This window comes from Lewinella sp. 4G2 (assembly GCF_001625015.1).
Lineage (GTDB): Bacteria > Bacteroidota > Bacteroidia > Chitinophagales > Saprospiraceae > Neolewinella.
In genome coordinates, this window is the sequence record NZ_LVWJ02000019.1 from 259130 (window position 1) to 284214 (window position 25085).

18 protein-coding genes and 2 tRNA genes are annotated in these 25085 nt (G+C 54.2%); 13 read left to right on the plus strand and 7 right to left on the minus strand.

Features of this window, described 5'->3' with window-relative positions; genetic code table 11:
• Positions 1 to 148 precede the first annotated feature (148 nt).
• Positions 149 to 814, plus strand: a complete 666-nt coding sequence (locus A3850_RS18070) for a hypothetical protein (RefSeq protein ID WP_068220508.1) — start codon at positions 149 to 151, stop codon at positions 812 to 814.
• Complete coding sequence (locus tag A3850_RS18075; RefSeq protein WP_068220510.1) at positions 808 to 1698, plus strand: glycosyltransferase family 2 protein; 891 nt, start codon at positions 808 to 810, stop codon at positions 1696 to 1698. The genes A3850_RS18070 and A3850_RS18075 overlap by 7 nt, the downstream gene beginning before the upstream one ends.
• A 52-nt stretch (positions 1699 to 1750) precedes the next feature.
• On the opposite strand, the gene A3850_RS18080 is transcribed toward A3850_RS18075, so the two are convergent.
• The 5 genes from A3850_RS18080 to A3850_RS18100 form a co-directional block, all read right to left on the minus strand.
• Complete coding sequence (locus tag A3850_RS18080) at positions 1751 to 2710, minus strand: L-histidine N(alpha)-methyltransferase (RefSeq protein ID WP_068220512.1); 960 nt, start codon at positions 2708 to 2710, stop codon at positions 1751 to 1753.
• A 45-nt stretch (positions 2711 to 2755) separates the two neighbouring features.
• A complete protein-coding gene (egtB, locus tag A3850_RS18085; protein WP_068220516.1) occupies positions 2756 to 4024 on the minus strand; it encodes an ergothioneine biosynthesis protein EgtB in 1269 nt (422 codons plus the stop codon).
• The gene (locus tag A3850_RS18090; RefSeq protein ID WP_068220520.1) at positions 4021 to 4317 is read right to left on the minus strand and encodes a DUF427 domain-containing protein; all 297 of its coding nucleotides are present in this window, start codon (positions 4315 to 4317) and stop codon (positions 4021 to 4023) included. Before A3850_RS18090 ends, egtB begins: the two co-directional genes overlap by 4 nt.
• 200 nt (positions 4318 to 4517) lie before the next feature.
• Positions 4518 to 4868, minus strand: coding sequence for a 50S ribosomal protein L19 (rplS, locus tag A3850_RS18095; protein ID WP_068220523.1), 351 nt, complete (start codon positions 4866 to 4868; stop codon positions 4518 to 4520).
• A 116-nt stretch (positions 4869 to 4984) separates the two neighbouring features.
• Complete coding sequence (locus A3850_RS18100) at positions 4985 to 7705, minus strand: hypothetical protein (protein WP_068220525.1); 2721 nt, start codon at positions 7703 to 7705, stop codon at positions 4985 to 4987.
• A 543-nt stretch (positions 7706 to 8248) separates the two neighbouring features.
• Between A3850_RS18100 and A3850_RS18105 the strand changes: the two genes are divergently transcribed.
• From A3850_RS18105 to A3850_RS18155, 11 genes are all read left to right on the plus strand, one after another.
• Positions 8249 to 9613, plus strand: coding sequence for a lactate utilization protein B (locus A3850_RS18105; protein WP_068220528.1), 1365 nt, complete (start codon positions 8249 to 8251; stop codon positions 9611 to 9613).
• Between the two features lie 82 nt (positions 9614 to 9695).
• Positions 9696 to 10259 (plus strand): LUD domain-containing protein, encoded by a 564-nt coding sequence (locus A3850_RS18110; RefSeq protein WP_068220531.1) that lies wholly within the window; start codon positions 9696 to 9698, stop codon positions 10257 to 10259.
• Between the two features lie 218 nt (positions 10260 to 10477).
• On the plus strand, positions 10478 to 12895 hold the full coding sequence (gene lon, locus A3850_RS18115) for an endopeptidase La (protein ID WP_068220534.1): 2418 nt from the start codon (positions 10478 to 10480) through the stop codon (positions 12893 to 12895).
• Between the two features lie 72 nt (positions 12896 to 12967).
• On the plus strand, positions 12968 to 13618 hold the full coding sequence (locus A3850_RS18120) for a carboxypeptidase-like regulatory domain-containing protein (protein ID WP_068220537.1): 651 nt from the start codon (positions 12968 to 12970) through the stop codon (positions 13616 to 13618).
• A 60-nt stretch (positions 13619 to 13678) separates the two neighbouring features.
• Positions 13679 to 14413 (plus strand): hypothetical protein, encoded by a 735-nt coding sequence (locus A3850_RS18125; RefSeq protein WP_068220541.1) that lies wholly within the window; start codon positions 13679 to 13681, stop codon positions 14411 to 14413.
• Between the two features lie 119 nt (positions 14414 to 14532).
• Positions 14533 to 14604, plus strand: a tRNA-Glu gene (locus tag A3850_RS18130).
• Positions 14605 to 14785: 181 nt separating this feature from the next.
• Positions 14786 to 14857: transfer RNA gene (locus A3850_RS18135), tRNA-Glu, on the plus strand.
• A 390-nt stretch (positions 14858 to 15247) separates the two neighbouring features.
• On the plus strand, positions 15248 to 16240 hold the full coding sequence (gap, locus tag A3850_RS18140; RefSeq protein ID WP_068220544.1) for a type I glyceraldehyde-3-phosphate dehydrogenase: 993 nt from the start codon (positions 15248 to 15250) through the stop codon (positions 16238 to 16240).
• Positions 16241 to 16428: 188 nt separating this feature from the next.
• Positions 16429 to 17646 (plus strand): phosphoglycerate kinase, encoded by a 1218-nt coding sequence (pgk, locus tag A3850_RS18145; protein ID WP_068220547.1) that lies wholly within the window; start codon positions 16429 to 16431, stop codon positions 17644 to 17646.
• A 106-nt stretch (positions 17647 to 17752) separates the two neighbouring features.
• A complete protein-coding gene (locus A3850_RS18150; protein WP_068220549.1) occupies positions 17753 to 20140 on the plus strand; it encodes a GAF domain-containing protein in 2388 nt (795 codons plus the stop codon).
• Positions 20141 to 20245: 105 nt separating this feature from the next.
• Positions 20246 to 22045 carry an acyl-CoA dehydrogenase family protein gene (locus A3850_RS18155; RefSeq protein ID WP_068220553.1) on the plus strand — a complete coding sequence of 600 codons (1800 nt, stop codon included), beginning with the start codon at positions 20246 to 20248 and terminating at the stop codon, positions 22043 to 22045.
• Positions 22046 to 22159: 114 nt separating this feature from the next.
• Here the strand turns inward: A3850_RS18155 and A3850_RS18160 are convergent, their stop codons facing one another.
• Together A3850_RS18160 and A3850_RS18165 are read right to left on the minus strand one after the other, a co-directional pair.
• Complete coding sequence (locus tag A3850_RS18160; RefSeq protein WP_068220555.1) at positions 22160 to 23188, minus strand: hypothetical protein; 1029 nt, start codon at positions 23186 to 23188, stop codon at positions 22160 to 22162.
• A 236-nt stretch (positions 23189 to 23424) separates the two neighbouring features.
• Complete coding sequence (locus A3850_RS18165; RefSeq protein WP_082921952.1) at positions 23425 to 25053, minus strand: T9SS type A sorting domain-containing protein; 1629 nt, start codon at positions 25051 to 25053, stop codon at positions 23425 to 23427.
• Between the last annotated feature and the right edge of the window lie 32 nt (positions 25054 to 25085).

Genomic DNA, 25085 nt, shown 5'->3' on the forward strand with positions numbered 1-25085 from the left:
TCCTAATTTTCTTACACGGCATTACTAAAAATTCTTTGGCCATAACTGAGGAAAATGCGTATGCGCTTCCTCCAGTGAATTGTCCGACGACAAGATCGTTTCTACATTCCGTCACAACCCCCTCTACCCCAAATTTGTCCTTCACCAGATGGCCTACCCTACTTTCACGCAACGCCTTGCCTACGCCAAACGGTGGCGGTCGCGCCGTGGGGAACGGCTGGCAGCGTTATGGGCTAAGCCCCTAAGTTTGCGCGGCGCGCTCGATCTATTTTTTGCGGGCCTCGACTACGTCGGCTTCAGCGATCTGTACGAGGCGACGACTACCTTATTTGCGCCTCGGTCCCGCCCACTTACGCCGCGGGAACGCGCCCTGCTCAAACCTTACTTCGGCAACAGCATCCCCTGGGATTTGATCCGCATCGACGAACGGGCCTGGGTCGGGCCGCGCTTCGCCAACCTGTGCTACGTCAGCTTGCACACCATCAATTCCTGGGGCCCGATGTCGGACCACGTCCTGGTCCACGAGGTCGTTCACGTTTGGCAGTACACCCACCGGGGGGCGGCCTACATCCCCCGGGCCCTATACGCGCAGACGACCGAAATGGGTTACAATTACGGTGGCCTTATGGAGCTCGACGCCGCTTACGAACTCGAAGATTTCAACTACGAGCAGCAGGCCGATATCATCGAAGATGCCTTTCGCCTCGCCAACGGGTACCAAGCGCAGTGGGAGCCCGGCCGGGGGGCCGAGATCCTTCCCTACTACCAACCTTACCTGGCCGAGATTCGCGCCGCCAACTATCAGCCATGGTAAGTATCTGCATCCCTACTTATCAGTACGACGTTACGAAACTCGTTCTTCGTTTGCAGGAGCAGATGGACGAAGTAGATTTTCCTACCGAACTCCTGGTTTATGATGATGCGAGCCCGCAGGTGCCGGGTTGGTGGGCCAGTAAACAAAAGCTGGAGCGGCGGGGGACCGTACTCAAACGCCTGGAACACAACCTCGGCCGGGGGAAGATCCGTAACCAATTGGTCCGCGACGCGCGCTTCCCTTTCGTGCTATTGTTGGACGCCGACGCGGCCGTACCGAACGACTTCCTCGCCACCTACGGGCGCCACCTCAACCTCCACCAACCGATCCTCCCCCTCCTACTGATTGGCGGGCGAACCTACGCCGAAGATCCACCCACCGACCGCAGTCTCCACCTCCACTGGTGGTACGGACGGAAACGGGAGAGTACGGACCGGCCGTACCGGGAGAATCCTTTTCACGGGTTCCAATCCAACAACTTTGTCGCCTCCCGCCAGCTGTTGCTGGACCGCCCCTTCCCGGAAGACGCCATCGGCTACGGCCACGAGGATACGCTGTGGGGTCAACAGCTGGAGGGGAAGGGCATCACGCTGAAGCGCATCGATAACCCCGTCGTCCACCTGGGTTTAGAACCGGCGCCGACCTTTCTCCGGAAGCAGCGGGAGGCCATCCTGAATTTAGCCCGCCTCCGGTCCCAACACCCGCACCTGCGTACGCGCCTAACGGATCTGTACGAGAAGGCTCCCCTCATGGGAAAGCTGGTAAAACTACTGCCAGAAAAGATCCTGATACAATACCTGATGGAAGTGAAAAAGCCGGACCTGCGGGGCCTCGATGCGCTAAAGCTCCGGTGGTACGCGGAGGAAATGGGGAAGCGTAATTAGGACCAAGGATATGCATCGTAGCGTGTCGTGAGATCCGCTAGTTCAAGCAATCTCAGGCACCAACCGCCCACAAACTATCGGCGAACCAACCTTTGCTATCCTCGAAATTACGGATGAAGCGGAAGTTGGCTTCGGCGGCGAGTTCCTGGATCTCACGGCGGCTGTACTTCTGGCTCACCTCTACGGAAATGGCCTCGAAGGGCTCGAACTCGATGGTCTCGTCCAGGTCCGCCAAATGAACGGTCTGCTTACCCTGGGTGACGATGAAGCTGCGGGCGGCACCGGAGACAGGGTCGTAGGTTTCCCAGTGGCGGAAGGCATTGGTTTGGAAGTCCGCCCCCAGTTCCCGGTTGATGCGGTGTAATAGATTGAGGTTGAAAGCGGCGGTGTGCCCCGCCGGATCGTTGTAGGCCGCCAGGATTTGCGCGGGGTCCTTCTTGAGATCAAAACCCGTCAGCAACAGATCTCCGGGACGGAGGTAGGTGCCCAGTTGAAGCATAAAGGTGGCTGCTTCGGCCACGGTAAAGTTGCCCACGTTGGCGCCCGGAAAGAGGACGAGCCGGCGGCGGTCTGCCCCACCCTGCCCGAGGCGATCGAGCGCCGCGAGGTATTCGCCCTGCACGGGTTGGAAGGTCAGTTGTGGCCAGCGGCGGTCGATCAGGCTCCCCAGCATTTCGATGGCGTGCATGCTGATGTCGATCGGCCGGTAAGTGAAGTCCGCCCCCTCCGCAATGAAGTGCTCGATGAGGAATTGGGTCTTGGAGCCATCGCCCGCGCCTAGTTCCACCAGATCGAAGGCCTGGCCCCGCATCTGCGCCAGCAGGTCCGGCGCCGCGCTTTGGAAGATCTCCCGTTCGCAATTCGTCAGATAATATTCTGGCATGGCCATGATGGCTTGGAAGAGCTTATCCCCACGGTCGTCGTAGAACCACTTGCTCGACAGGCGTTTGGGCTTGGCGCGCAAACCCTCCAGCGTTTCGGTGGCAAAGGCGGAATGAGCGGAGTGATTCATAGTACAAGGTGGGAGGAAACGGTAGCGGACAAACTAAGGCAGTATTTACGAAAGGCCATCCCAAGCCAGCCGGATGCCGGTGAACTGCCACCGCTTATCCGTCTGAAAGAAGTTGCGGTAACTCACCCGGGCGTGGCTCTGCGGTGTGGCACAACTCCCCCCACGCAGGACCATCTGGTTAACCATGAACTTGCCGTTATACTCGCCCAGTGCCCCTTCCGGCCGCGGGTAACGGGGGTAAGGCAAGTAGGCGGAATTGGTCCACTCCCAGGTATCTCCCAAGAGGTCACCCGATGCGAGCGGTTGGAAGTTGGTTCGGTCGGACCAGTTTTGATCGTTGCGGACTCCGCCACCGGCCACTTTGCAGGCGGCCTCCCACTCGAATTCTGTCGGCAGGCGGGCGCCGGCCCAGCGGGCGTAGGCATCCGCTTCGTACCAACTCACGTGGGTGACGGGGAGGGAAGGGTCAACCGGTTGCAGGCCACCCCCAAGTTGGTAGTGCAGCCATTTGCCGGACTCATCCTGGACCCAATAGAGCGGCGCCTTGACTTCTAACGAACGGGCCCATTCGATGCCCTCCATCTGCCAGAGTTCGAAACGTTCGTAGCCGCCGTCGCGCATGAAGCGGAGGTAGTCCCCGTTCGCGACGAGGGAAGTAGCCAAGCGGAAGTCTTCCAGGTAGACCTGGTGGACGCTCAATTCATTATCCCAACAAAAGCCGCTGCCTTCATGGCCGATGGTGTGAAGACCAGTCTCCACCTTGAGGTATTCCCCTTGGTAGGCAGCTTGGGTTTCGGTAGTTACGGGTTCGTCCGTGTAGGCGGGGAAGAAGGGGTTTGTCCCCAGGATGTATTTGATGTCCGTCAGCAAAAGCTCCTGGTGCTGCTGTTCGTGGTGGCAGCCCAATTCGACGAGTTCGCGGATACGGATAATCTCCCGGTGGTCGGAAGCGAGCAATTCGGCAATACGCTCATCCACGTGCCGCCGGTAGTCCAGGATGGTACTAAGTTCGGGCCGGGTCATGTTCCCCCGGTTGGAGCGGGTGATGCGTGGCCCCTGGCTCTCGTAGTAACTATTGAAGAACCAGTTTAATGCGGTGTCGTACGGAGTGTAGCCGTCGACGTACTCCGCGAGGATAAAGTTTTCGAAAAACCAGGTGACGTGCCCGAGGTGCCACTTCGGTGGGCTTACGTCGGGGTAGGGTTGGACGACGTAATCCTCCGGCCGGAGGGGGGCACACAACGCGACGCTTTGTTGGCGGACGACCAGAAAATGATCGGCAAGACTCGTGTTACTGTCGATGCTTTTGGTCATGCGGTGGCCACTTCGGAGACGGCCACTCCCTTCCAGAAAGCGATGTACCCGGCAATCTTCTGAGCTTTGGGGTAAGGTTCCCGGTAAACCCAGGCGGCGTCGGCGTTGACGTCATCACCCACCACCACGTCGTAATAGCTGCAGTCTCCCTTCCACCCGCAAAAACTGGTGGTATCGGAGTGGCGGAGGTAATCCTTATTCACGGCCGTTTCCGGAAAGTAGTGGTTGCCCTCTACGACGACCGTTTCGTCGCTCTCGGCGAGCACCCGGCCGTTCCACTTAGCTTGCATCATATTGCTAATCTTCTTTAATCTGCCACTTAACGCCAAGCTATTGGATAGGTTGAGATAAGAACGGCCCAACATCCTGAATGCGAAGGAACACCGACTGCAGACTATAGACTACAGACTGTAGACTACACCTTCCCCCAACGCAGAAAGCCCAACCACTGTACGTGATTGGGCTATCCGGATACAAAGAAGCGAAAACGTTCTTAGTTAATGCGACGCTCTTTGATACGGGCCTTCTTACCGACGCGGTCACGCAGGTAGAAAAGACGGCTGCGACGCACCTTACCGTGCTTGACGATCTTGACGGTGTCAATCGCGGGAGAGTTCATGGGGAAGATACGCTCAACGCCAATGCCGTTGGAGATCTTGCGAACGGTGAAGGTCTTCGTAGCGCCTTCGCCTTTGATCTGGATCACATCGCCGCGGAACTGCTGGATACGGGACTTTTCGCCCTCCGTAATCCGGTAGTCAACGATGACGGTGTCGCCGGCACGAAAATCGGCAAATTCCGTTTTCTTGGCCAACTGTTCTTGTACAAATGAAATAGCATCCATGGCGGAGTAATTTTCTGGTAGTCGCTTTTTGCGGGGTGCAAAGGTACGTACTCTCTTTTTGCTGGGCAATAGGCGCCTGAATTTATTTTCGGCGTTGGCGGCCCTTCCCGGCTGGACTAAGGCGCGGGAGTCGGTGGGGGCAGCTCACCGATAGAGATGCTTACACTCTTGTCAGCAGTGTTTAAGTCTTCCGCATAGGTGCCCGGGGCGATGATGATCGTTTCTTGTGGCATACCTAGATCAGCCGCCGCGGCAATCGCATCTTCTATTGATAGATAATACTCCCCTTTAGTTACATTGACGACTACCGCGGGTACCAGTGTTACTGCTTGAGTCGAATAACTGGGTAGGTAAACTACATCGTTTACCACAGGTACGGTAATATTGGCAAATTCTCCGACGACTGAAGTGGCGCTGATGATCTCGAAGGTTTCTCCCGGGCTGGGGATAAAGGAGCCCCAATCGACTCGCAATGATGTGTTGGTGATCGTCACCGACTTCATACAGTCTAACTGATCGTGTCCTTGCCCTGGCGTGGAGCCTTGAATTTCGCACACGTAAGTCGTTTCATCAAGGTCAAGGACTTCAACGAAGGTGAGGGTCCCGGGGCTTGCTCCCGGTTCAAAAGTGGAGGTGGAGCTGTTGGTGGAAAAAGTAGTAGCGCTCTGGATATCGTCGATGGTACCCCTCCCGGTAATCTTCCCGGCATTGGTAAAGAGGCCATTATTGTCTAAGAGGCCATCAACTTTAATCGTACCATTATTGGTAAATTGAGATCCAGTATTGACCCTGAGCGTTCCATTCGGGATAACCTCGAGTAGTCCATTGATTCCATTGGTAATTGCTGTTTGAGCGTGTATTGCGTCGCCGCTGACGTCCCCAAATTTCATGACGCCGTCATTCGATATTCCTTGGACCGCCCGTACGGAAACCGCGTGAGTGCCCCCCGTGGTAGCAAACTCTATCGTTCCAGCGTTAGAAAAATTCGAAGTGTTCAAGAATATTGCCGTGCCCGGGCTCGCAACTGTACCCGTAACATTTTCGATTTGTATCCGCCCATTAGCCTGATTGGTAAATTCGCTGGACCCCCCATTGATTTCGATCGCTGCTTCGCTCACCGCACTCGTATTTCCAATAGTCAATGACCCTGAGTTGGTAACGGTTGCGCTAGTGCTGCTTACGTCGCTAATCCCCGATCCACCCGTGTTATTGATGGTCATAGCGCCAGCGTTGACAACTTCGGCATTATTCTTTAAAAATACGCCGCCCCCAGCAATGGGGCTGTTTGAGCCGATAGCTACCGTAGCGTTTGTTTGGTTGGTGAACTTTGTATCCGCCTCCATGTCGATACCGTTGAAGCCGGTCACATTATCAATCGCAATACTTCCTGCGTTATCGAACGAGCAGTCGTCAGTTAAGCGAAATCCTGAGACTTCGATGGGGGCTACCCCGCCGACCACGATATTGCCATCTGATGTGTTAGTAATGCTGGCATTTCCCGTCGCAAAGATGCCGTTGAACTGGGTGATGTTATCAACATTTAAGTTACCGCTATTGCTAAAGGTTGAACCATCGAAAAGTGCGATACCACTTAGGTTGATTGGGCCACTTGCGCCAATATTAATGGTTCCCGAATTGGTTAACCCCGCATCTGAAAGGATATGGATACCATCTTCATTCACGTGATTAATATTTAAACGGCCAGTGTTGTTGAACCTGGAATTGTTATTTGCTAATACGCCGTGCCTTCTAATCGGCCGCGCGGCGGAGAGGCCGATATTTATCTCATTGGCGTTAGTAAATACCGCCCTCGCAAAGAGGGCAATCCCCTGGAACACAGTGGTGTTCTCGATGTTAATCACTCCTGAATTGCTAAACGTTCCTCCAAGACAAGCAATACCACTATTCTGCAAGGGGCCGTTGCTACCCAAGTGAATTCGCCCACTGGAGGTATTTAAGAAGCTAGCTTGGTTGAATGTAATGATGCCATCCTGAGTGACGGAATTATCGCACGTCAATTCGCCACGGTTCTCAAAACTTGAGGTGCCTGCAAGTGAAACCCCGCTTGTATTGATTGGATTATTCTCTCCAATTTTGACCGTTCCCGACGCTTCATTAATAAAGGCGCCCGTGTCAGTCATGCGAAGTCCGTCGCTACCTATCGAGCCGCTGTTTCCAATTAAGACAGTAGCGGAACTACGGTTGATGACACTTGAATTGCGGCTGACCACCATACCGAACGTTGCACATCTCGATATTCTAACCGACCCAAAGTTCTCAAAGCTTACGTTAGAGGCAAACGCCATTCCAACGGCGCCAATATTTCCATTTTCGCCAATATTGATCTCACCCCGGTTGACGAAACTGGGCGATATCTCATCGCGAAAGAAACTGCCGTAAGCGCCCGAAGTCGTCCGGTCAATATTGATTGAACCGCCAACATTATTTTCGATGACTCCAAAGTCTTGGATAATTCCTACCTGTTGTGGCCCGTTCGTTGTACCGATACTAATCGTACCACTATTCTCTAACCTGGCGCCAGGAGCCCTTAGATTAATTCCATGTACTTGAGAATCGTTGATCTCCAAGCTTGCACTGCTTCCGATGGTAAGCTCCCCTCCCCGTAGGACGACGGATTGAGCTACGGCGAAAAAATTTGCCGGAATGGTGACCTCTTCCCCCGCCTCAATGATAACATTATGTGTTGCGGTGGGCACACCCAGCGACCAACCAGAGGGGTCATTCCAGTTGCCGGCACCGCCAGTCCATTCATTGTCCTGAGCCAAAAGAGATAAGCTGCTTACTACGGCTAGCCATAGAGTAAATGTAAGTCTCATAATAGTTTGTGTTCTGACAGCAATACCACCAGATTAAATTCTTGGTCTTCGATGGCTGGATACATCGGAGATACTTTCCCAAATAAATTAGGCAGGCTATGCTAAAAGGCGAGTAATCTCTGGTACGTAGTAATTTTAAGTAATCGCTTAGAGCTTGTTTGGGATTTTTGAGAACTGCTAATCAATGATTACCTGCGGTGCTACTGCGTGGTTACGGTTCTTGCTAAATTAAAATTTACGCACCTAGCGGGCTAAGTAAGTAGATTTTGATGACGCCAGGTTTGTAAATGCTTGATTAGCAGGAAGCAAAAATCCGAACAAGCTCTTAAAGGCAGCAAAGGTAGTAAATGGCATCCATCTCAATGGTGATGAAATGGATATCGACTGGTAGTAGTTGGTCTCTACCTATTCGTCTTAGTTAAGAATATGGTGCACCGGCTCGGGTGTAAGGGGAAGAGACAAAAAAATACGTTATGGAACCCAGACAGACCGGTACGGTCAAGTACCACCATCGCCTTACCTTACCGGTACAAGTCACCTCCCATGCAAAACCACGCCTCCCGCACCGCTGCCTTCCTGAAGGACGATGCCCGCACCGACTGGCACAACCAATCCATTTGGCACGTGCGCTCCAAAAGAGATAACCTGGTCCACGACATCCCGGAGTGGGAAAGTATTCGCCAGTTGGGGTCGGACATCAAGGACAACGTCCTGAGTAACCTCGACACCTACCTCGAGCAATTCTCGGCCGCGGCGGAGGCCAACGGAGTAATCGTCCACTGGGCGGCGGACGCTAAGGAGCACAACGAGATCGTCCACGGCATCCTGGCGAAGCACGACGTGGACCGCATCGTCAAATCCAAATCCATGCTCACCGAGGAGTGCCACCTGAACCAGTACCTGGAAGCGAAGGGCATCGAAGTGGTGGATACCGACCTCGGCGAACGCATCATCCAGCTCAAGAACGAGCCGCCCAGCCACATCGTCATGCCCGCCATCCACCTGAAGAAGGAGGAGATCGGCGAGCTCTTCCACGAGCATCTGGGTACGGACAAAGGCGCCAGCGATCCTCAGTACCTCACCGAAGCCGCGCGGGGCCACCTCCGCGAAAAATTCCTCGCCGCCAAGGCCGCCATCACCGGCGTCAACTTCGGGGTGGCCGAGACGGGGGGCGTCGTCGTCTGCACCAACGAGGGCAACGCCGACATGGGTGTACACCTTGCGCCGGTACAGATTCACTGCATGGGTATAGAGAAGCTCATCCCGCGGGCGGAGCACCTCGGCGTATTTACCCGTCTGCTGGGGCGGAGCGCTACGGGCCAACCCATAACCATATATACGTCTCACCACCACCGCCCCAAACCGGGCGGGGAAATGCACATCGTTATCGTTGACAATGGCCGGACCGAACAGCTCGGCCGGGAGGATTTCCGCAACAGCCTCAAGTGCATCCGTTGCGGAGCCTGCATGAACACCTGCCCGATCTACCGCCGGAGCGGGGGGCATTCCTATGACCACACGATTCCCGGCCCAATCGGCTCCATCCTCAGCCCGGGGAAGGACCTGAAGAAGCATAAGGACCTGCCCTTCGCCAGCACCCTCTGTGGTTCCTGTTCGGACGTATGCCCGGTCAAGATTGACATCCACGAGCAACTCTACAAATGGCGGCAGATCGTGAGCGAGGAAGGCCACCTCGAGAAGGTGAAGAGCATCCCCCTAGCGGGCGCCGGCGCCGTGCTGTCCAAGGGCGGGTTGTACAACTTCATGGGTAAGGCTGCCCGCACGGCCCTCAAGATTGCTCCCCGCGCGCTGGTCTACAATCAGTTCAACGCCTGGGGGCAGAGCCGGGAGCTACCGGAAGTCCCCAAGCAATCCTTTAAGGAGTGGTACGCGGAAAATCGGAAATGATCCGGACCCGCCAGGTATCCAAATTTTTTCTAGCTCCGTTTGCCCATTTTATCGCACCTGCGACAGCGCCCAAGTCAACGTCATGTCCAAGCAATCCATTTTAGCCGCCGTCCGCGCCAACAAGCCCGCCGATCGCCCGCTGCCCGAGCTCCCGACCTATACGCCCGACCCCGAAAACGATCTTGCCGTTTTCACCGCTTCCCTCGGTAGCAGCAAGGGCAAAGTGATTCCCGCCAGCACCCTGGATGACTATTTGCGGGAGCAATTTCCGGACGCAAAAGTGATCGCCTCCACGGTGCCCGAGGTGACTGGCAACGTAGATTTGGACGCCATCAAAGAACCCCTCGAACTGGCCCTGGTCGACGTAGCCATCATCGGCGCCCAGTTTGCCGTAGCCGAAAACGGCGCGATGTGGGTCAGTGAGCGAGAATCCATTATCCGCGTCCTCCCCTTCATCACCCAGCACCTGATTTTGATCGTTGAGGGCGACATCGTCCCCACCATGCACGAAGCTTACCGCAAAATCAAGATTGACGACACGGGTTTCGGCGTCTTCATCGCCGGTCCCAGCAAGACGGCAGACATCGAGCAAAGCCTCGTAATTGGTGCCCATGGCCCGCGTAGTTTGGCGGTGGTGATTAAGTGAGTTCCATTTCTATTTTGTTCTCTGGCGATAGGGACTTTAGAAGATAGATTTTAGACTTTAGAGCGGTGGCTGTCTAAAATCTATCTTCTAAAATCCAAAGTCTGAAAAGGGGCGCTGACGCGGGTGCGATGAGAAAGGCAAGAAATTTCCTGGCACGCTTCTTGCAAACCAACCTTTCCCGCAGCGTGAGCTTTAATAGTATAGACCCCAGGACAAACATGAGCAGCAACAAGACCAAGATCAACATACGAGTGGAAAAACCAGGTTTCGATGAAGACCAGGACATGTTTCCCTTTATCGGCACGGACGATGGCGACGAACTGCTGGATAGTTCCGACCTGCCATCAACGCTGCCCTTTATTGCCCTGCGGAATTCGGTGTTCTTCCCTACGATTGTCACCCCCATCAACATTGGCCGGGAGCAGAGCACGAAGGCCATTCAGAAAGCGAACACTACGGCGAAGTACGTAGCCATTTTCGCCCAGCGGGATGCGTCCACCGACGATCCGGATGAGGATGACCTGTACGAGATCGGTACTATTGCCAGGATCGTAAAAATGATGCGGATGCCGGATGACAGCCTGACGGCCGTACTCCGGGGCCGCCAGCGTGTCCGCCGCAAATCCCTGAGCAAAAAAGGGGGGTATCTGAACGGAAAGGTTGAACTATTAAAGTACGACCTGCCGGAAGATGCACTGACCTTCCGTGCCACCATCGACAGTGTCCGGGATGCAGCCCGCAAGGCCATTGAACTGAGCCCAAACATCCCCTCCGAGGCTCAGATGATGCTGGACAATATTGACTCTAGCAGCCACTTATTGAACTTCATCGCCAGCAACCTTAATAACGAGGTCATCAGCAAGCAAAACCTGTTGCGGGAGAACTCACTGGCGAAAAAAGCCACCATGGTTTTGGAGTTGATCACTAAGGAGCTCCAGGTCCTCGAAATTCGGGACCAGATCGATACCAAGGCCCGCGGCGACATTGAGGAGCAGCAGCGGCAGTACTACCTCAACCAGCAAATGAAGGCCATCCAGGACGAGTTAGGCGACAACCCCAACAAGGCTGAGATCGAACGTCTCGAGAAACGAGCACTGGAAACGGAATTACCGGAGGACGTCACTAAAGTATTCGCCCGGGAAATTGCCCGTTTGCGCCGGATGAATCCGCAGGTAGCGGAATACAGCGTACAACTTTCCTACCTCGAAACCTTACTGGACCTTCCCTGGAACGTCTACACTGAGGACAACTTCGATTTACCCTCCGTGGCCAAGAAACTGGACGATGACCATTACGGTCTTGAAAAGGTAAAGGACCGGATCCTGGCCCACCTGGCCGTCCTGAAACTGAAGGGCGACATGAAGGCGCCGATTCTACTTCTACTCGGCCCTCCCGGTGTGGGTAAGACCAGTCTTGGGAAGAGCGTTGCCGAAGCCCTGGGCCGCAAGTACGTACGGATGAGCCTCGGTGGTCTCCACGATGAAAGTGAGATCCGTGGCCACCGCAAGACTTACATCGGCGCGATGCCGGGCCGGATCGTCCAGAACCTGAAAAAGGTCGGCTCCAATAACCCGGTCTTCATCCTGGACGAGATCGACAAGGTGGGGCAGAGCCACCGGGGAGACCCCTCCTCCGCCCTCCTGGAAGTACTGGACCCGGAGCAGAACAGCACCTTCCACGATAATTACCTGGACGTGGACGTAGACCTGTCCAAGGTCATGTTCATCGCCACGGCGAACAACTTCGGGGCGATCCAACCCGCCCTGCGGGACCGGATGGAGATCATTCGCCTTGACGGTTACTCCGAAGAAGAGAAATTAGAGATTGCGAAGAGCCACCTCGTCCCCCGGCAGCGGAAGGAACACGGTTTGAAGACCAAGCAGATTAAGATCGGCGCCCCTACCCTACGCGCCGCCATTGGTGGGTACACGCGTGAGAGTGGCGTCCGCAGCCTCAACCGCCAGATTGCGGGTATGATGCGGTACGCGGCCAAGCAGATCGCGATGGAAGAAGCCAAATCCGTCACCATAAAGCCGGACATGCTGGAAACGGTACTCGGCCCGGCCACCTTCGAGCGGGAGCCTTACCGCGCGGGGAAACTCCCCGGCGTTGCGGTTGGGCTGGCCTGGTCTCAGGTGGGTGGTTCCATCCTCTACATTGAGGCTTCCCTCAGCCCCGGAAAGGGTGGCCTGCAGCAAACGGGCAACCTCGGTACGGTGATGAAGGAGAGTGCCATTACGGCGCGGTCCTACCTGAAGGCACACGCTGATAAACTGGGCATCAAACGGGAAGCCATCAAGGAGCAAGATCTGCACGTCCACGTCCCGGAAGGTGCGACCCCGAAGGATGGCCCAAGTGCCGGCATTACGATGCTGACGGCGATGGCCAGCGCCTACTCCGGCAAACCGGTGAAGCCGTACCTGGCAATGTCCGGCGAGATCACCCTGCGAGGTCGGGTCCTTCCGGTCGGCGGTATCAAGGAAAAGTTGCTGGCTGCCCGCCGGGCGGGGATGAAGCACATCCTACTGAGTAAGCTGAACGAAAAGAACGTCCGGGAGATCGAAGCCCGTTACCTGAAGGGCCTGACGATCACGTACGTGGAGACGATGCGCGAGGTGCTGGATTTCGCCCTTTAGTATTTGGTAACGCCCACCGGTACAACCGGAGACGGTTGTGGATTGTCCATAGTAACGAGTAACTCAATCAGTATGCGGATATTTCTTTTCAGTTTGCTTGCCTTTTGCCTGGCATCCAGCGCCAGCGCCCAGGAATACGTGGACCAGAACGGGGAAGAACTGGTACAATTCTCCGGAATGGTGCTGGACGGAGGGAATGAGCGCCTGCTGCCGATTCCGTACACGACGGTCTTTATCAAAAACGATGGCCGCGGCACCTACGCGAACCTGGAAGGTTTTTTCAGTATCGTGACGCACAAAGGGGATACGGTGGTCTTCTCCGCCCTCGGCTACGATGACGCGACCTACGTGGTGCCCGACACCCTGACCGAAGAGAAGTACAGCATTGTCCAGCTGATGACGCAGAACAACATCGACTTGCCGGCGGCGGTCGTCTTCCCCTGGCCGAGCCGGGAGCACTTCAAACTGGAGTTTTTGGCCATGGACGTCACGCCCGAACTGCAGAGCATTGCTAACGACAACTTGAGCGCGGACAAATTGGAGCAACTGCGGGAAACCATTCCGCGGACGGGTGCGGAGAACGGAAGTTACTACCTCCGCCAACAGGCTAAGCAGACCTATTACATTGGCCAGCAACCGCCGATGAATATTTTCAGCCCCGTAGCCTGGAAACAGTTCTTCGACGGATGGAAGCGGGGAGACTTTAAAAAGAAAAAGAATTAGGGATTCCGACACGGCCGATCCGGCAGGCAACTATCCCACCGGATCGCTCGTTTAACGGGTATGAACGCCCCTAACGACAAGGAACCTGACTACAACCACTGGCTGATTGGTGGAGGTATTTTGTTTTCTTTCCTCCTGATCGCCATCGCGATCAACCCAATCGTTGGCATTTCTCTATTCCTATTTTGCGCACTGGTCACGCTATTTGTTTTGGTGTTTCTGCTGATCAGAAATCCGGGCTTCTTCCGTAGACAAGCCCAGCCGGCAAAGACGGATCTTTCCAGCCGCCTCCAGCAACGCCTACTGGATTGCGAGATGCGAGAGAATAAGTTTCGGGACGAGGCTAATGCCATCCGGGAACGCATCGGTGAACTACGGACAAGCCTCGACAAAAACACCACCGCCCCGGCGGAGGAAGTGACCAAGGCGGAGGAGCTGATCAAGGCGCTGAAAGCGGAGTTTGACCTGCGCCACACGAAGGCCCTCTTCTTTGCCGACTGCGCGACCCGCCTGCGCCAGCTGCAGGACCGTCACCAACTCAACCAGCGGATGGCCGCTAGCCGCGCGGAGTTGCGGGCCTTACGGGCAACTAATTTTGATGACGAGGCCACCGTGGAAGAAACGCGGTACCACCTGGAGCAGGATGCCATCCAGCTGGAAACCATCAGCGAACTCACTAAGGATGTGGGAGATAACTTCAAAGCGGATAAAGCGGAAGAGTTGCGCTTGCGCCTGGAGAAGTTGAGGAAGGATATTCTCAGCAACGGCGCATCGTTGAACGGGAAGAAAAATTAGCCCGGGAGCTTGCAGGATTTAGACGGGGCTGCTTATCTTTGCACCCGCTAACGCAGAATGCTGCGTGATGCTAATATTTGATAGTTGATTATTACTGATTGCTATTGCATATCCTACCAGGCCCGTTCGTCTATCGGTTAGGACGCCAGGTTTTCATCCTGGTAAGAGGGGTTCGATTCCCCTACGGGCTACAAAAACGCTACGCGTTTTTGATATGCGATTGGCGATTTGCTTCGCAGTACTTCGTGCTCTCGATAAGTGATTTTTGATTTCCCGCACGGCACTCGTGGGCTTCGCCCTACTCGGTAGTGCTTTCTATGCGAGATAAGTCAGTCCTCAAAAATCACCTATCTAATATCACATATCTTTCCAGGCCCGTTCGTCTATCGGTTAGGACGCCAGGTTTTCATCCTGGTAAGAGGGGTTCGATTCCCCTACGGGCTACAAAACGCTTTGCGTTTTGATATGTGATTCTCGATATTAGAGTCTCGATTCTTGATTTCTCGGCTGGCACTCGTGCGGCTGCGCCGCTACTCGGTAATGTGTTACTACGTTGCACTACGAAGTAGCTGTTTAGAAAATCAGTCCTCAAATATCACCTATCAAAAGGCCCTTCATCGTATGGTGGAGGGCCTTTTTTGTGTCCTCTGGTGATAGTTATTGTTAAATTAACACTAAGTACCCTATTTTTGGGGCCTCAATTGGATAATGGCGGGCTTGGAAGCCAACTTCGCTTCTGAATTATCCGTTATCCTTCTTTACGGCCGCCGGTGAATTTTGCTGGGTAGATCTCAGTTCGGCAGCCTTTACGCTATTAAATATCCCCACACAACCATGGCAAGAATTGCTATTAACGGCTTTGGCCGTATCGGACGTATCACCCTTCGTAACCTACTCGAAAAAGGCCTCGACGTTGTTGCCGTCAACGACCTGACGGACAACGCTACCCTGGCTCACCTTTTCAAGTACGATAGCGTACAGGGCAACTACCCCGGCGAAGTAAAGGCGGATGACGATTACATCTACATCGACGGTAAAAAGATCGATGCCCTAAGCCAGCCCGACCCGAGCAAACTGCCCTGGGGCGACCTTAACGTTGACGTGGTACTCGAATGTACCGGCCGTTTCCGCGACCAGGACAAGGCGCAACTGCACATCGATGCTGGTTGTAAGAAAGTACTCATCTCCGCGCCTGCGGGCAAGGGGGACGTTGCTACCGTAGTCCTCGGTGTAAACGAAGAGGTACTCGATGCCGACACCAAAATCTACTCCAACGCGAGTTGTACGACCAACTGTCTGGCTCCTCTCGTAAAGGTTCTCGACGACGCCTTTGGCGTTGAGCATGGCCTCATCACCACCGTACACGCCTACACGGCCGACCAGAACATACAGGACGGCCCGCACAAGGACCTCCGCCGTGCACGTGCTGCAGCGGTGAACATCATTCCTACCAGCACCGGTGCCGCTAAGGCGGTAGGTCTGGTACTCCCCCACCTCAACGGTAAGTTGGATGGTGGCGCCATGCGCGTCCCCGTTCCTACCGGCTCACTGACGGACCTGAGCGTCGTTCTCAAGAAAGAGGCCAGCGTAGAAGAAATCAACGCAGCCTACAAAGCAGCGGCGGAAGGCCCAATGAAGGGCATTCTTGACTACGTAACTGACCCTTACGTGTCTTCTGACATCGTAGGTAGCAAGTTTTCCAGCCTTTACGACGAAGGCCAGACCAAGGTGATTGGTAAGCTCGTCAAAGTAGTGAGCTGGTACGACAACGAAGCTGGCTACTCCGCCCGCCTCGCTGATCTGTGCGAGCGCATCGCTGCTATGTAATTTAGCCGGGAACATCCACCCGACTTCATCCCTTACAATGTACAGTCCGCCCTGGCGTGGGCTGTACATTGTACTTTTAACTCCTCCCAAAATTGCGATCCGTACCGCGTTGGTAATTGGACGCTCGTGCGTGCGGTCAGCTGACTTGAATTCATAGCTGATGCCTCGTACGCCCCAAAACATAAAAAATGGCTTCCCTTAAAGACCTAGACGTATCCGGCAAGAAAGTACTCGTGCGCGTAGATTTTAACGTACCGCTCGACGAAGACAAGAACGTTACGGACGATACCCGAATCGCCCGCGCAGCACCAACGATTAGTTACCTGTTGGAGCAGGGAGCCGCCGTGATTCTGATGAGCCACCTCGGCCGCCCCCAGAAGGAAAAGCTCGATGATGGAACGATCAACTACGACAAGTTCAGTTTGGCGCCGGTCGTCACGACCCTGGAGGACCACGTTGGTTGTCAGGTGACTTTCGTCAACGATACCATTGGTGATAAAGCTAAGGAAGCCGTTGCCGCGCTGGAACCCGGACAGATCCTTCTCCTGGAAAATACTCGCTTCTACAGCGGAGAAGAGAAAGGCGATGAAGACCTCGCTAAGTCCCTATCCGAACTGGCCGACGTGTACGTGAATGATGCCTTCGGAGCCGCCCACCGGTCCCACGCCTCCACGGCTACGGTGGCGAAATTCTTCGGCCAGGATGCCAAAGCGTTTGGCTTCCTGATGGAGGCCGAAGTTGAAGGCGCCCAGAAACTGCTCGTAGACCCCGCCCGCCCCGTAACGGCCATCGTCGGCGGTGCCAAGGTGAGTGACAAGATCCTGCTGTTAGAAAAACTGTTGGACTTCGCCGATAACATCATCATCGGTGGTGCAATGGCTTACACCTTCAGCCTCGCCCAGGGCGGCAAAGTAGGCATGTCTTTAGTTGAAAAAGACAAAACCGACAACGCGCTGGACCTCCTCAAAAAAGCGGAAGCCAACGGTACCAAAATCTACCTGCCAGTAGATACGAACGTGGGCAAAGAGTTCTCTAACGAGACGCCCAGCAAGATCGTTAAGGCCGGTGAGATTGGCGATGAGTGGGAAGGCCTGGATATTGGCCCCGAAAGCATGCAAAACTTCAGTGAAGTGATTGCAGATAGTAAGTCCATTCTCTGGAACGGCCCAATGGGGGTCTTTGAAATGAGCAATTTCGCGAAGGGGACGAATGCAGTTGCTAACGCAGTCGCAAAGGCTACCCAGGAGAACGACGCTTATTCGCTGATTGGTGGAGGTGATTCCGTTTCCGCCATTAACCAAGCTGGCTTGGCGGACCAAGTAAGCTTCGTTTCAACCGGTGGTGGAGCCATGCTCGAATTACTGGAAGGCAAGGAATTGCCCGGTATCGCTGCCATCAAAAACTAGCGATCAATTAATAAACGAACTCGAAAGCCGGAGCCGACGCCACTGTCGCTCCGGCTTTTGTATTTTCAGACAATCATCCTTTTAACTTTCAGCGTGTTTATTAGGCATGGAACTTGAAATCACCGTCGGCAAAGGAACACAGGAAGACAATAATCTGTCCTTCGATACGGCCGTTGCGCTGGATGAGTCCGCGCAACCCGGCATGTTTGCGAGCCCGTACTCATGTGTCCTGTGTCTGGACCTCCTCTTCAAAAAGGTGGAGGAACTGGTCGCTACCGGAGATGCCGGAACTCAGTTTCTGGGGAAGGAGGTCCTACGACGGGCTAAACAGGTGCCTGAGTTACGGGAGCCCATTGTGGATTTAAGCATCTTTGGCGAGCACAAGGAGACGATTGAAATGCTCATGCTCTTCATCATCCCCGCCGCTGAGAAGGAAACGGCATTGTTCAAGTTTAGCCGCCCCTTCACCTTTAACCCCGTTTACGTAAGCCCCGCCATGCAAAGGTTGCTGGCGGTGCAGGATGCCTGCTACTCCTTCACCGGAGAGATGAGTGCCGTGATGACGCGCCACCAGATCATGATTGGTGCCACTATATTGAAGACCTTTTATGACGTCGATATCAACGTCATGCCTACGGCGATGCTGACCGTACCCGACCATCAGTCAGGCCTCCAGTTGTTCTTTAAGCCGGAGATGGTGGATGATTACGCTACGATCATACCTAAAGGACCGCTGCCAAAATTAAACCAGGCTGATATCAATCGGCTGCTGACCAACGTCAGTGACACCTCTCTCTGGCTGGAGCTTTTGCCGCCGGAAAAATTCGAATTTCACGGGGTTCATCTTACGCGGCTCTCCGAAGTAACGGAGGAGGAAGCACTCAGCCGGCTCAAACACCGATTGATCAGCCGCGATGCCATTCTGGACGTTGAGCGCGTCCGGGAACTGGCCAACCTCATTAGGATTCACTTCAAGAACCCAACCTTAAGTCTGGGGCTCTCCGCTGTCGATTATCCGCTGGACCGTGCGGTGGACCACGAGTACCGTATCCGCTTTAACATGCTGGCGGACTCCGTCGACCGGCTGACCGGAGACAACTTTAAGGGTAGCATCTACGAGCGTGCGTTTGAATCTCGGGAAGTGCTCGTCATTGAAGACCTGAGTAATCTGCAGTCCTCCGGAAGGTTGGAGCGTCTTCTCCTGCAGCAGGGTATTCGAAGTCTGCTGATCGCCCCTTTGCTGGACCAACAGCGCAACGTGATTGGAATGGTAGAGCTGGGCTGCCCGGAACCCTACGGGATCAATGCTTTCATGGAGCTTAAATTCCGGGAAATTCGCGGCCTCTTCAGAACGGCCGTTGAGCGTAGTCGAGAGTATATCGACAACCGTATCGAAGCTATTATGCGGGAGCAATACACCAGTTTGCATTCCAGTGTAGAATGGAAGTTTACCGAAGCAGCCTTCGACGTATTGCAGCAGATCGATCAGGGTAAATCCCCCATTTCTCCTCCCATTGCGTTTAGTGACGTCTATCCCCTTTACGGGCAGGCGGATATTGTGGGGTCTAGCGCCATCAGAAATGCAGCCATCTACCAAGACCTGTTCGATAATATCCGGGAAGGTAGATTTTTCCTGGCCCGGGCGCTGGAGTTGATTGAATTCCCGCTTACTCAGCAGGTTATCCGAGCGATTGATCAACACCTACAGTTGCAGGTAGAAGACTTCAATAATGGCCACGAAATTCAGTTAGGTGAATTGATCCATACGCAGATATCTCCGTTGGTGAATCAACTCGGGCGGCAACACCCGGAGCTTAAGGCACTCAGCCACGCCTATTTTGAGAAGGTTGATCCGGAACTGGGCCTGTTTGCCCGCATCCGGACGGACTACGAAACCAGCGTTGGAAGAATCAACCGTGAATTATCGGACTTCTTCACCGCTCGGGATCTGGCCGCGCAAGCCACCCTACCCCACTACTTTGAAAAGTACCGGACGGACGGCGTGGAATACGAGATCTACGCGGGGCAGAGTTTGCTCAAGTCCCAAGAATTCAGCGACGTTCACCTCCGCAACTTCCGGTTGTCGCAGTTGATTGATTTATCCGACGCCACCAGGTTAGTTGACCGCATTTGCGAAGACCTCCCAATGCCACTGAGCACAGCTCAATTGATCTTCGCGTACACCTCACCCATTGACATCAAGTTCAGGATGGATGAGAAACGATTTGACGTGGATGGCGACTACAACGTCCGCTACGAGATTCTGAAGAAGCGCATCGACAAAGCCACCATCCGCAAGGGGAAGGAACGGTTGACGCTGGCCAATCACGTTTCTATCGTTTACCTCCACGATAAGGACCGCGAGGAGTACGAAGGCTACCTCAACTTCCTACAGCAAGCTGGATACGTAGATGGCGAGGTGGAGCATCTAACCCTCGATCCCCTGCAGTCCGTTACGGGTTTGCGGGCTTTACGCTTCAAGGTGAAGGTCTAAGAGCTTGTCCGGCTAACAAGAACTAGCGAAAATTCGCTAAATCATTTGTGCGCGTCACTTGAGCAGCCTATCTTCGCTAGCGAATTTTCGCTAAAAGTAAAGATCATGGCAGTAGTTGCAGAAAAAGTAAACGTACTCAAGGGTGGCCAATTCCTCGTAGCCGATGCGCTGCCGGAGACCACGTTCACTCCTGAAGACTTCAACGAGGAGCAGTTGATGGTCCGCCAAATGGTGCGGGACTTCATTGATACCGAGATCATCCCCGTCCTCAATGAGATTGAGGACAAAAAGAATGGCCTTCCTCCCCTACTGCTGGATAAAATGGCAGATCTTGGCCTCCTGGGTAGCCACATGCCCGAAGAATACGGCGGCATGGAGATGGACACTAACACCAACACCCTGATCTGTGATGTGATGGGTGGTAGCTCTGGCTCCTTCACCGTGTCTTTCGCCGCTCACACCGGCATCGGTATGCTTCCTATTCTATACTACGGAAGCGAATCGCAAAAAGCCGAATGGCTCCCCCGCCTCATTAACGGCGAATTGAAGGCCGCCTACTGCCTAACTGAACCTGGTTCCGGATCCGATGCGACCGCTGCGAAGACGACCGCCATTAAGGATGGTGACGAGTGGGTCCTGAATGGCCAAAAGATGTGGATCTCCAACGCTGGCTTTGCCGACGTATTCATCGTATTCGCTCAGGCGGATGGTGATAAGTTCACCGGCTTCATCGTACCGAAAGGGCTCGAAGGTTTGACGCTTGGCGCCGAAGAAGATAAATTAGGTATCCACGGCAGTTCTACCCGCCAGGTCTTCTTTGAGGATGTCCGCATTCCCGCTGATAACTTCCTTGGCGAAATTGGCCGCGGCCACTTGATTGCCTTCAACGTACTGAACGTTGGCCGCTTCAAGCTACACGCACTTAGCGTAGGCGGTGCCAAGCGCGCGCTGGGCGTTGGCATTAAGTACGCCAACGAAAGAGTACAATTCAAGCAGCCTATCGCAAATTTTGGGGCCATTAAGCACAAGATCGCCGAAGCTGCTACCCAAATCTTTGCCAGCGAAAGCGCACTCTACCGCGTCAGCCAGCAGATTCAGGACATGAATAAGTCGCTGCAGGCAGACGGTAAATCTTTCGCCGAAGCCAAGCGCCTCAGCGCCGAGGAGTATGCCATCGAGTGTGCGCTGCTGAAGTTTATCGGTTCCGAAATGCTGGACTACACCGTCGACGAAGTTCTCCAGATCCACGGAGGAATGGGCTACAGCGAAGAAACCCTTGCCCCTCGAATGTACCGGGATAGCCGCATCAACCGGATCTACGAAGGCACCAACGAGATCAACCGCCTACTGAGCGTTGACATGCTCATGCGCCGCGCAATGAAGGGTGCTGTGGATATCGCCACCCCGGCGTGGAACGTCCAGAAAGAATTGGCCAAGCCCGCTGACACCTCAATCCCCGAAGGCCCGTACGGCGCGGAACTAAAAGCCGTCGCAGACTTCAAAAAACTGATCCTCATGGTTATGGGTGCCGCCGTGAAAGGGCAAATGGACGGCAAACTCAACCTGAAGGAAGAGCAGGAGATCCTGATGAATGTCTCCGATATGCTCGCCGACCTGTTGACGACCGAGTCCACCCTCTTGCGCATCCAGAAGAACTGCGACAACGGCACGGGCACCCAGCCTCAGGAAGTGTACGATGCGCTATTGCGGGTTCACTTCCACGATGCCAACGGCAGAATGGCGAAGAATGCCCTTGACGCCATTGCCAGCTTCGTTGTAGGAGACCTGCTCGATACGTTCGTGAAGGGAATTCACCGCTTCACCCAGTACCCTCCCCGCAACGTGAAATCCCTCCGCCGTGTGATTGCCAACGACCTGATCAAAAAGAATGAATACGCTATTTAGTAATTAACAAGAGAAATCAAGTTTTGTATTGTTTTAGACTTATTGGTATAAAGCAAAATCCCCCACTAGCTCAGGCCAGTGGGGGATTTCTTTATTAAGTGAATTACCTCACCTTTAGTCATTATTCAACCATACGGAAGAGATACCGGGAAAATCGCCGGTAATGGTTGGAGCAACGTTACCTACGGCGCTTAATGGCCAAGCAAGAATGCGGCCACCACCGTTAGCTGCCTCCGCTACGAAGATGCGGTCACCATCTTCGTCGTAGGCCACATCAACGGGGTTACCGAGCGTGGTGGCGGAACCCGCGATGCGCGTGTATTCGCCAGCGGTGACCGTTCCGTCAGCAGAGGCCGTGGACCAGTCGCGGATAATAAATACTGCACCATCCGTATCGCTACCGGCATCACCAACGTCAGTAAGAATCATCAGATCATCCTCACTCCAAAATTTGATGCCGTGGGTGCGTACGAGCCCATCAATTTTAGTGTAGGTGGTTGGGACGGCGGTTGAGTCATTCTCGAGAATGAACACGTTGCCGAAAGTAGCAATGCTATCGGTATTATCCACCACGGCGAATAGCCGTCCTGAACCGTCAGCCTGTACTCCCCAAACATTGAAGGGTACGTTCAGCGCGCGGTCTGAAGTCAGCGTTTCGTCGTCCGTTTTCTCGAAAATGACGAACTTATTCTGGTTGTCGTTTGCGTCGTTGCCGTCCTGAGCTACCAGAAAAAGACGATCGCCAGCCTGCGCCAGGCCCCGCCCGTTGGTGAAGAAATTGGCTTCGGAAACGATGTTGATATTAACACCTTCGTCGTCGTTAATGTCGTCCAACACGTCTTCGTATTGTACTAGCGTATTGTTGGAACGGTCAACCTGGTAGAGAAGGCCTTCGCTTTCGTCGAAGTATATACCGTCAGCATTCATACCGGCGGCGGCGAAGGTTTGGATGGTACGATTGTCGGAGTCACGGGTATCAAGAACGCCGACGATGCCTTCACCGTTAGAGGACATGAATAGAGTACCGTCATCATTAAAGTCGAATCCGAGAATGTCATCGTCATCCTCACAGGAAGAAAAGCTTACGAATGAGACAGCAAGAAGTAGCATCAGCGCACGGCTGAAGGGGAAAGAATTAATCATCTATGTTTTTGGTTTGGTTAGATGGGGAAAACAAATGACGAACACTCGCCATTTGCTCCATCAAGCGCAAAAACAGCTCCCCGTGTTCGCAAAGAGTGTCCTTTTCCTTTTTGCTAAACTATTTGATGCTACTGCAAAGAATTGGTTTTCAGGTAGTTTCACCTTAAAAAAAGCCCCCGCCGGATTACATCCGACGGGGGCTTAGTTCTGATCTATTCAATCAGGTCATTGTGGCACTACTTAAGCACCACTTTTCTGGCGGTCATACCGCGCTCCAACATGATCTGTACGATGTACAGTCCGGTGGGTAATCCCTGACGGTCCAGGGTCATTTGGCTGGTGTTCAGGCCACTTTGGGTGCGGAGTACGCGACCTTCCATATCCAGGATACGGATGGCGTTGATCTTCTCCGTTTCCGCTACGGCAACGGTGAATTCGCTGGCAACTGGGTTCGGGTAGATTTCCAGACCAACAGCAGCGTTAGACACAACATCCTCAGTGGATACCAATGATTCCAGATCAAGTGCGTACCAGGCGCGGGGGTAGAAGTGCGCCATGATCGTATCGATCTCCGCCTTTGCAGCGTCCGGATCATTGAAGTTAGGGTTCGTCAGAGGCTCACCGGCAATGATGCGGTCTGCATCAATGTTTGCGTCAGGAACTTGAGAATTAATGAAAGCAATCGTACCGCGGAGTACGGGCTCATTGAACCAGTTCCAAGTTGCGCCCGTCACACCGAGGGAGCCAGCGGCATCGCCCTGGCGAAGGATCGTCCACAGATTATCAACACCTAGTGGGAAGACATCCGTTGAGGAGCCGGGGACTGGGTTCTGGTATTGCACCTGCTTATAAGCCGCAACGGTAGCGTTCAGCGTAGTAGCGAGGGAACCAAACATTTCGGGAAGTGGAACGGCGTTGGCGGGGGCCAATACGTCATTCACACCACGCTCGTTGGCGAGGGTAACTACGAGGTTGGAACCAGGTACGTTAACAACGGCCCGTGGAGGCGTCGTTGGTACGGTAACCAAACCGTAGTAGAAGGGAGCGAAGGGGTCCGTCGCACTGTGGGTAGCGAAGAACGGCGCTTCATTATCAGCACCATCGATCCAGAGAGAATCTCCCAGGGCACCGCCGAGGTTTACCGTCAGCGCAACATCGGAAGAATAACCTGGGTGATTCACCGTATTGCGTGGCGTTTCGATAGTACCCTCAACGTTACTGATGTCATCAACCTGGATGAGTACGTTTCCGTCCTGATCGTAGAATTGATCATTTAGCGCGATCTGGTCTACGTCATCCAGGAAGTTATGGGCCTGTACGAGGTAACCACCGGAACCGACTCCGTAGAAAACAATCCGGTTGGTGTCAACGCGGAAGGGGTTGCCATCTTCAGCCACACTTTTACGCAGGTAACGCGCCATGGCGTGCGCATCCTGGCTAGCCCGGTAAACGGCCTGCAGGAGGGACCCCGTTCGGATGGACTGTATTTCAGCCAGTGGGTTCCAACCAAAGCGGTAGGTAGCGGACATGCCCACGTAACCACGCTCTACGAGGCGGCTGAGGATCTCTACGTTGACGGAATCCTTCTTACCACCGTAAGCGGAACCGTTGAAGTACTGGGGCAGAAAGTTACCCGTGTGAAAGAGGACCACCACGGGGCGCAGCTCCTCCTCGTCGTTTACTGGCTGGTATACATCGGCCGTGAGGGGCGTTTGCATGTTCAACTGTACGTTGAAGTTGGTGGCGTACACCACGGTGTCCGTCAGGTCGACGTCGAACATCGGGTCCAGGTAGCGAACCTGGGCTTGTAGGGCGCTCGCCGTAAACAGCAAGCACATTACCGCGATAAAGTAATTTTTACGCATAATTTGAGTTTGTTAAAAATTTCAGAGTAGGG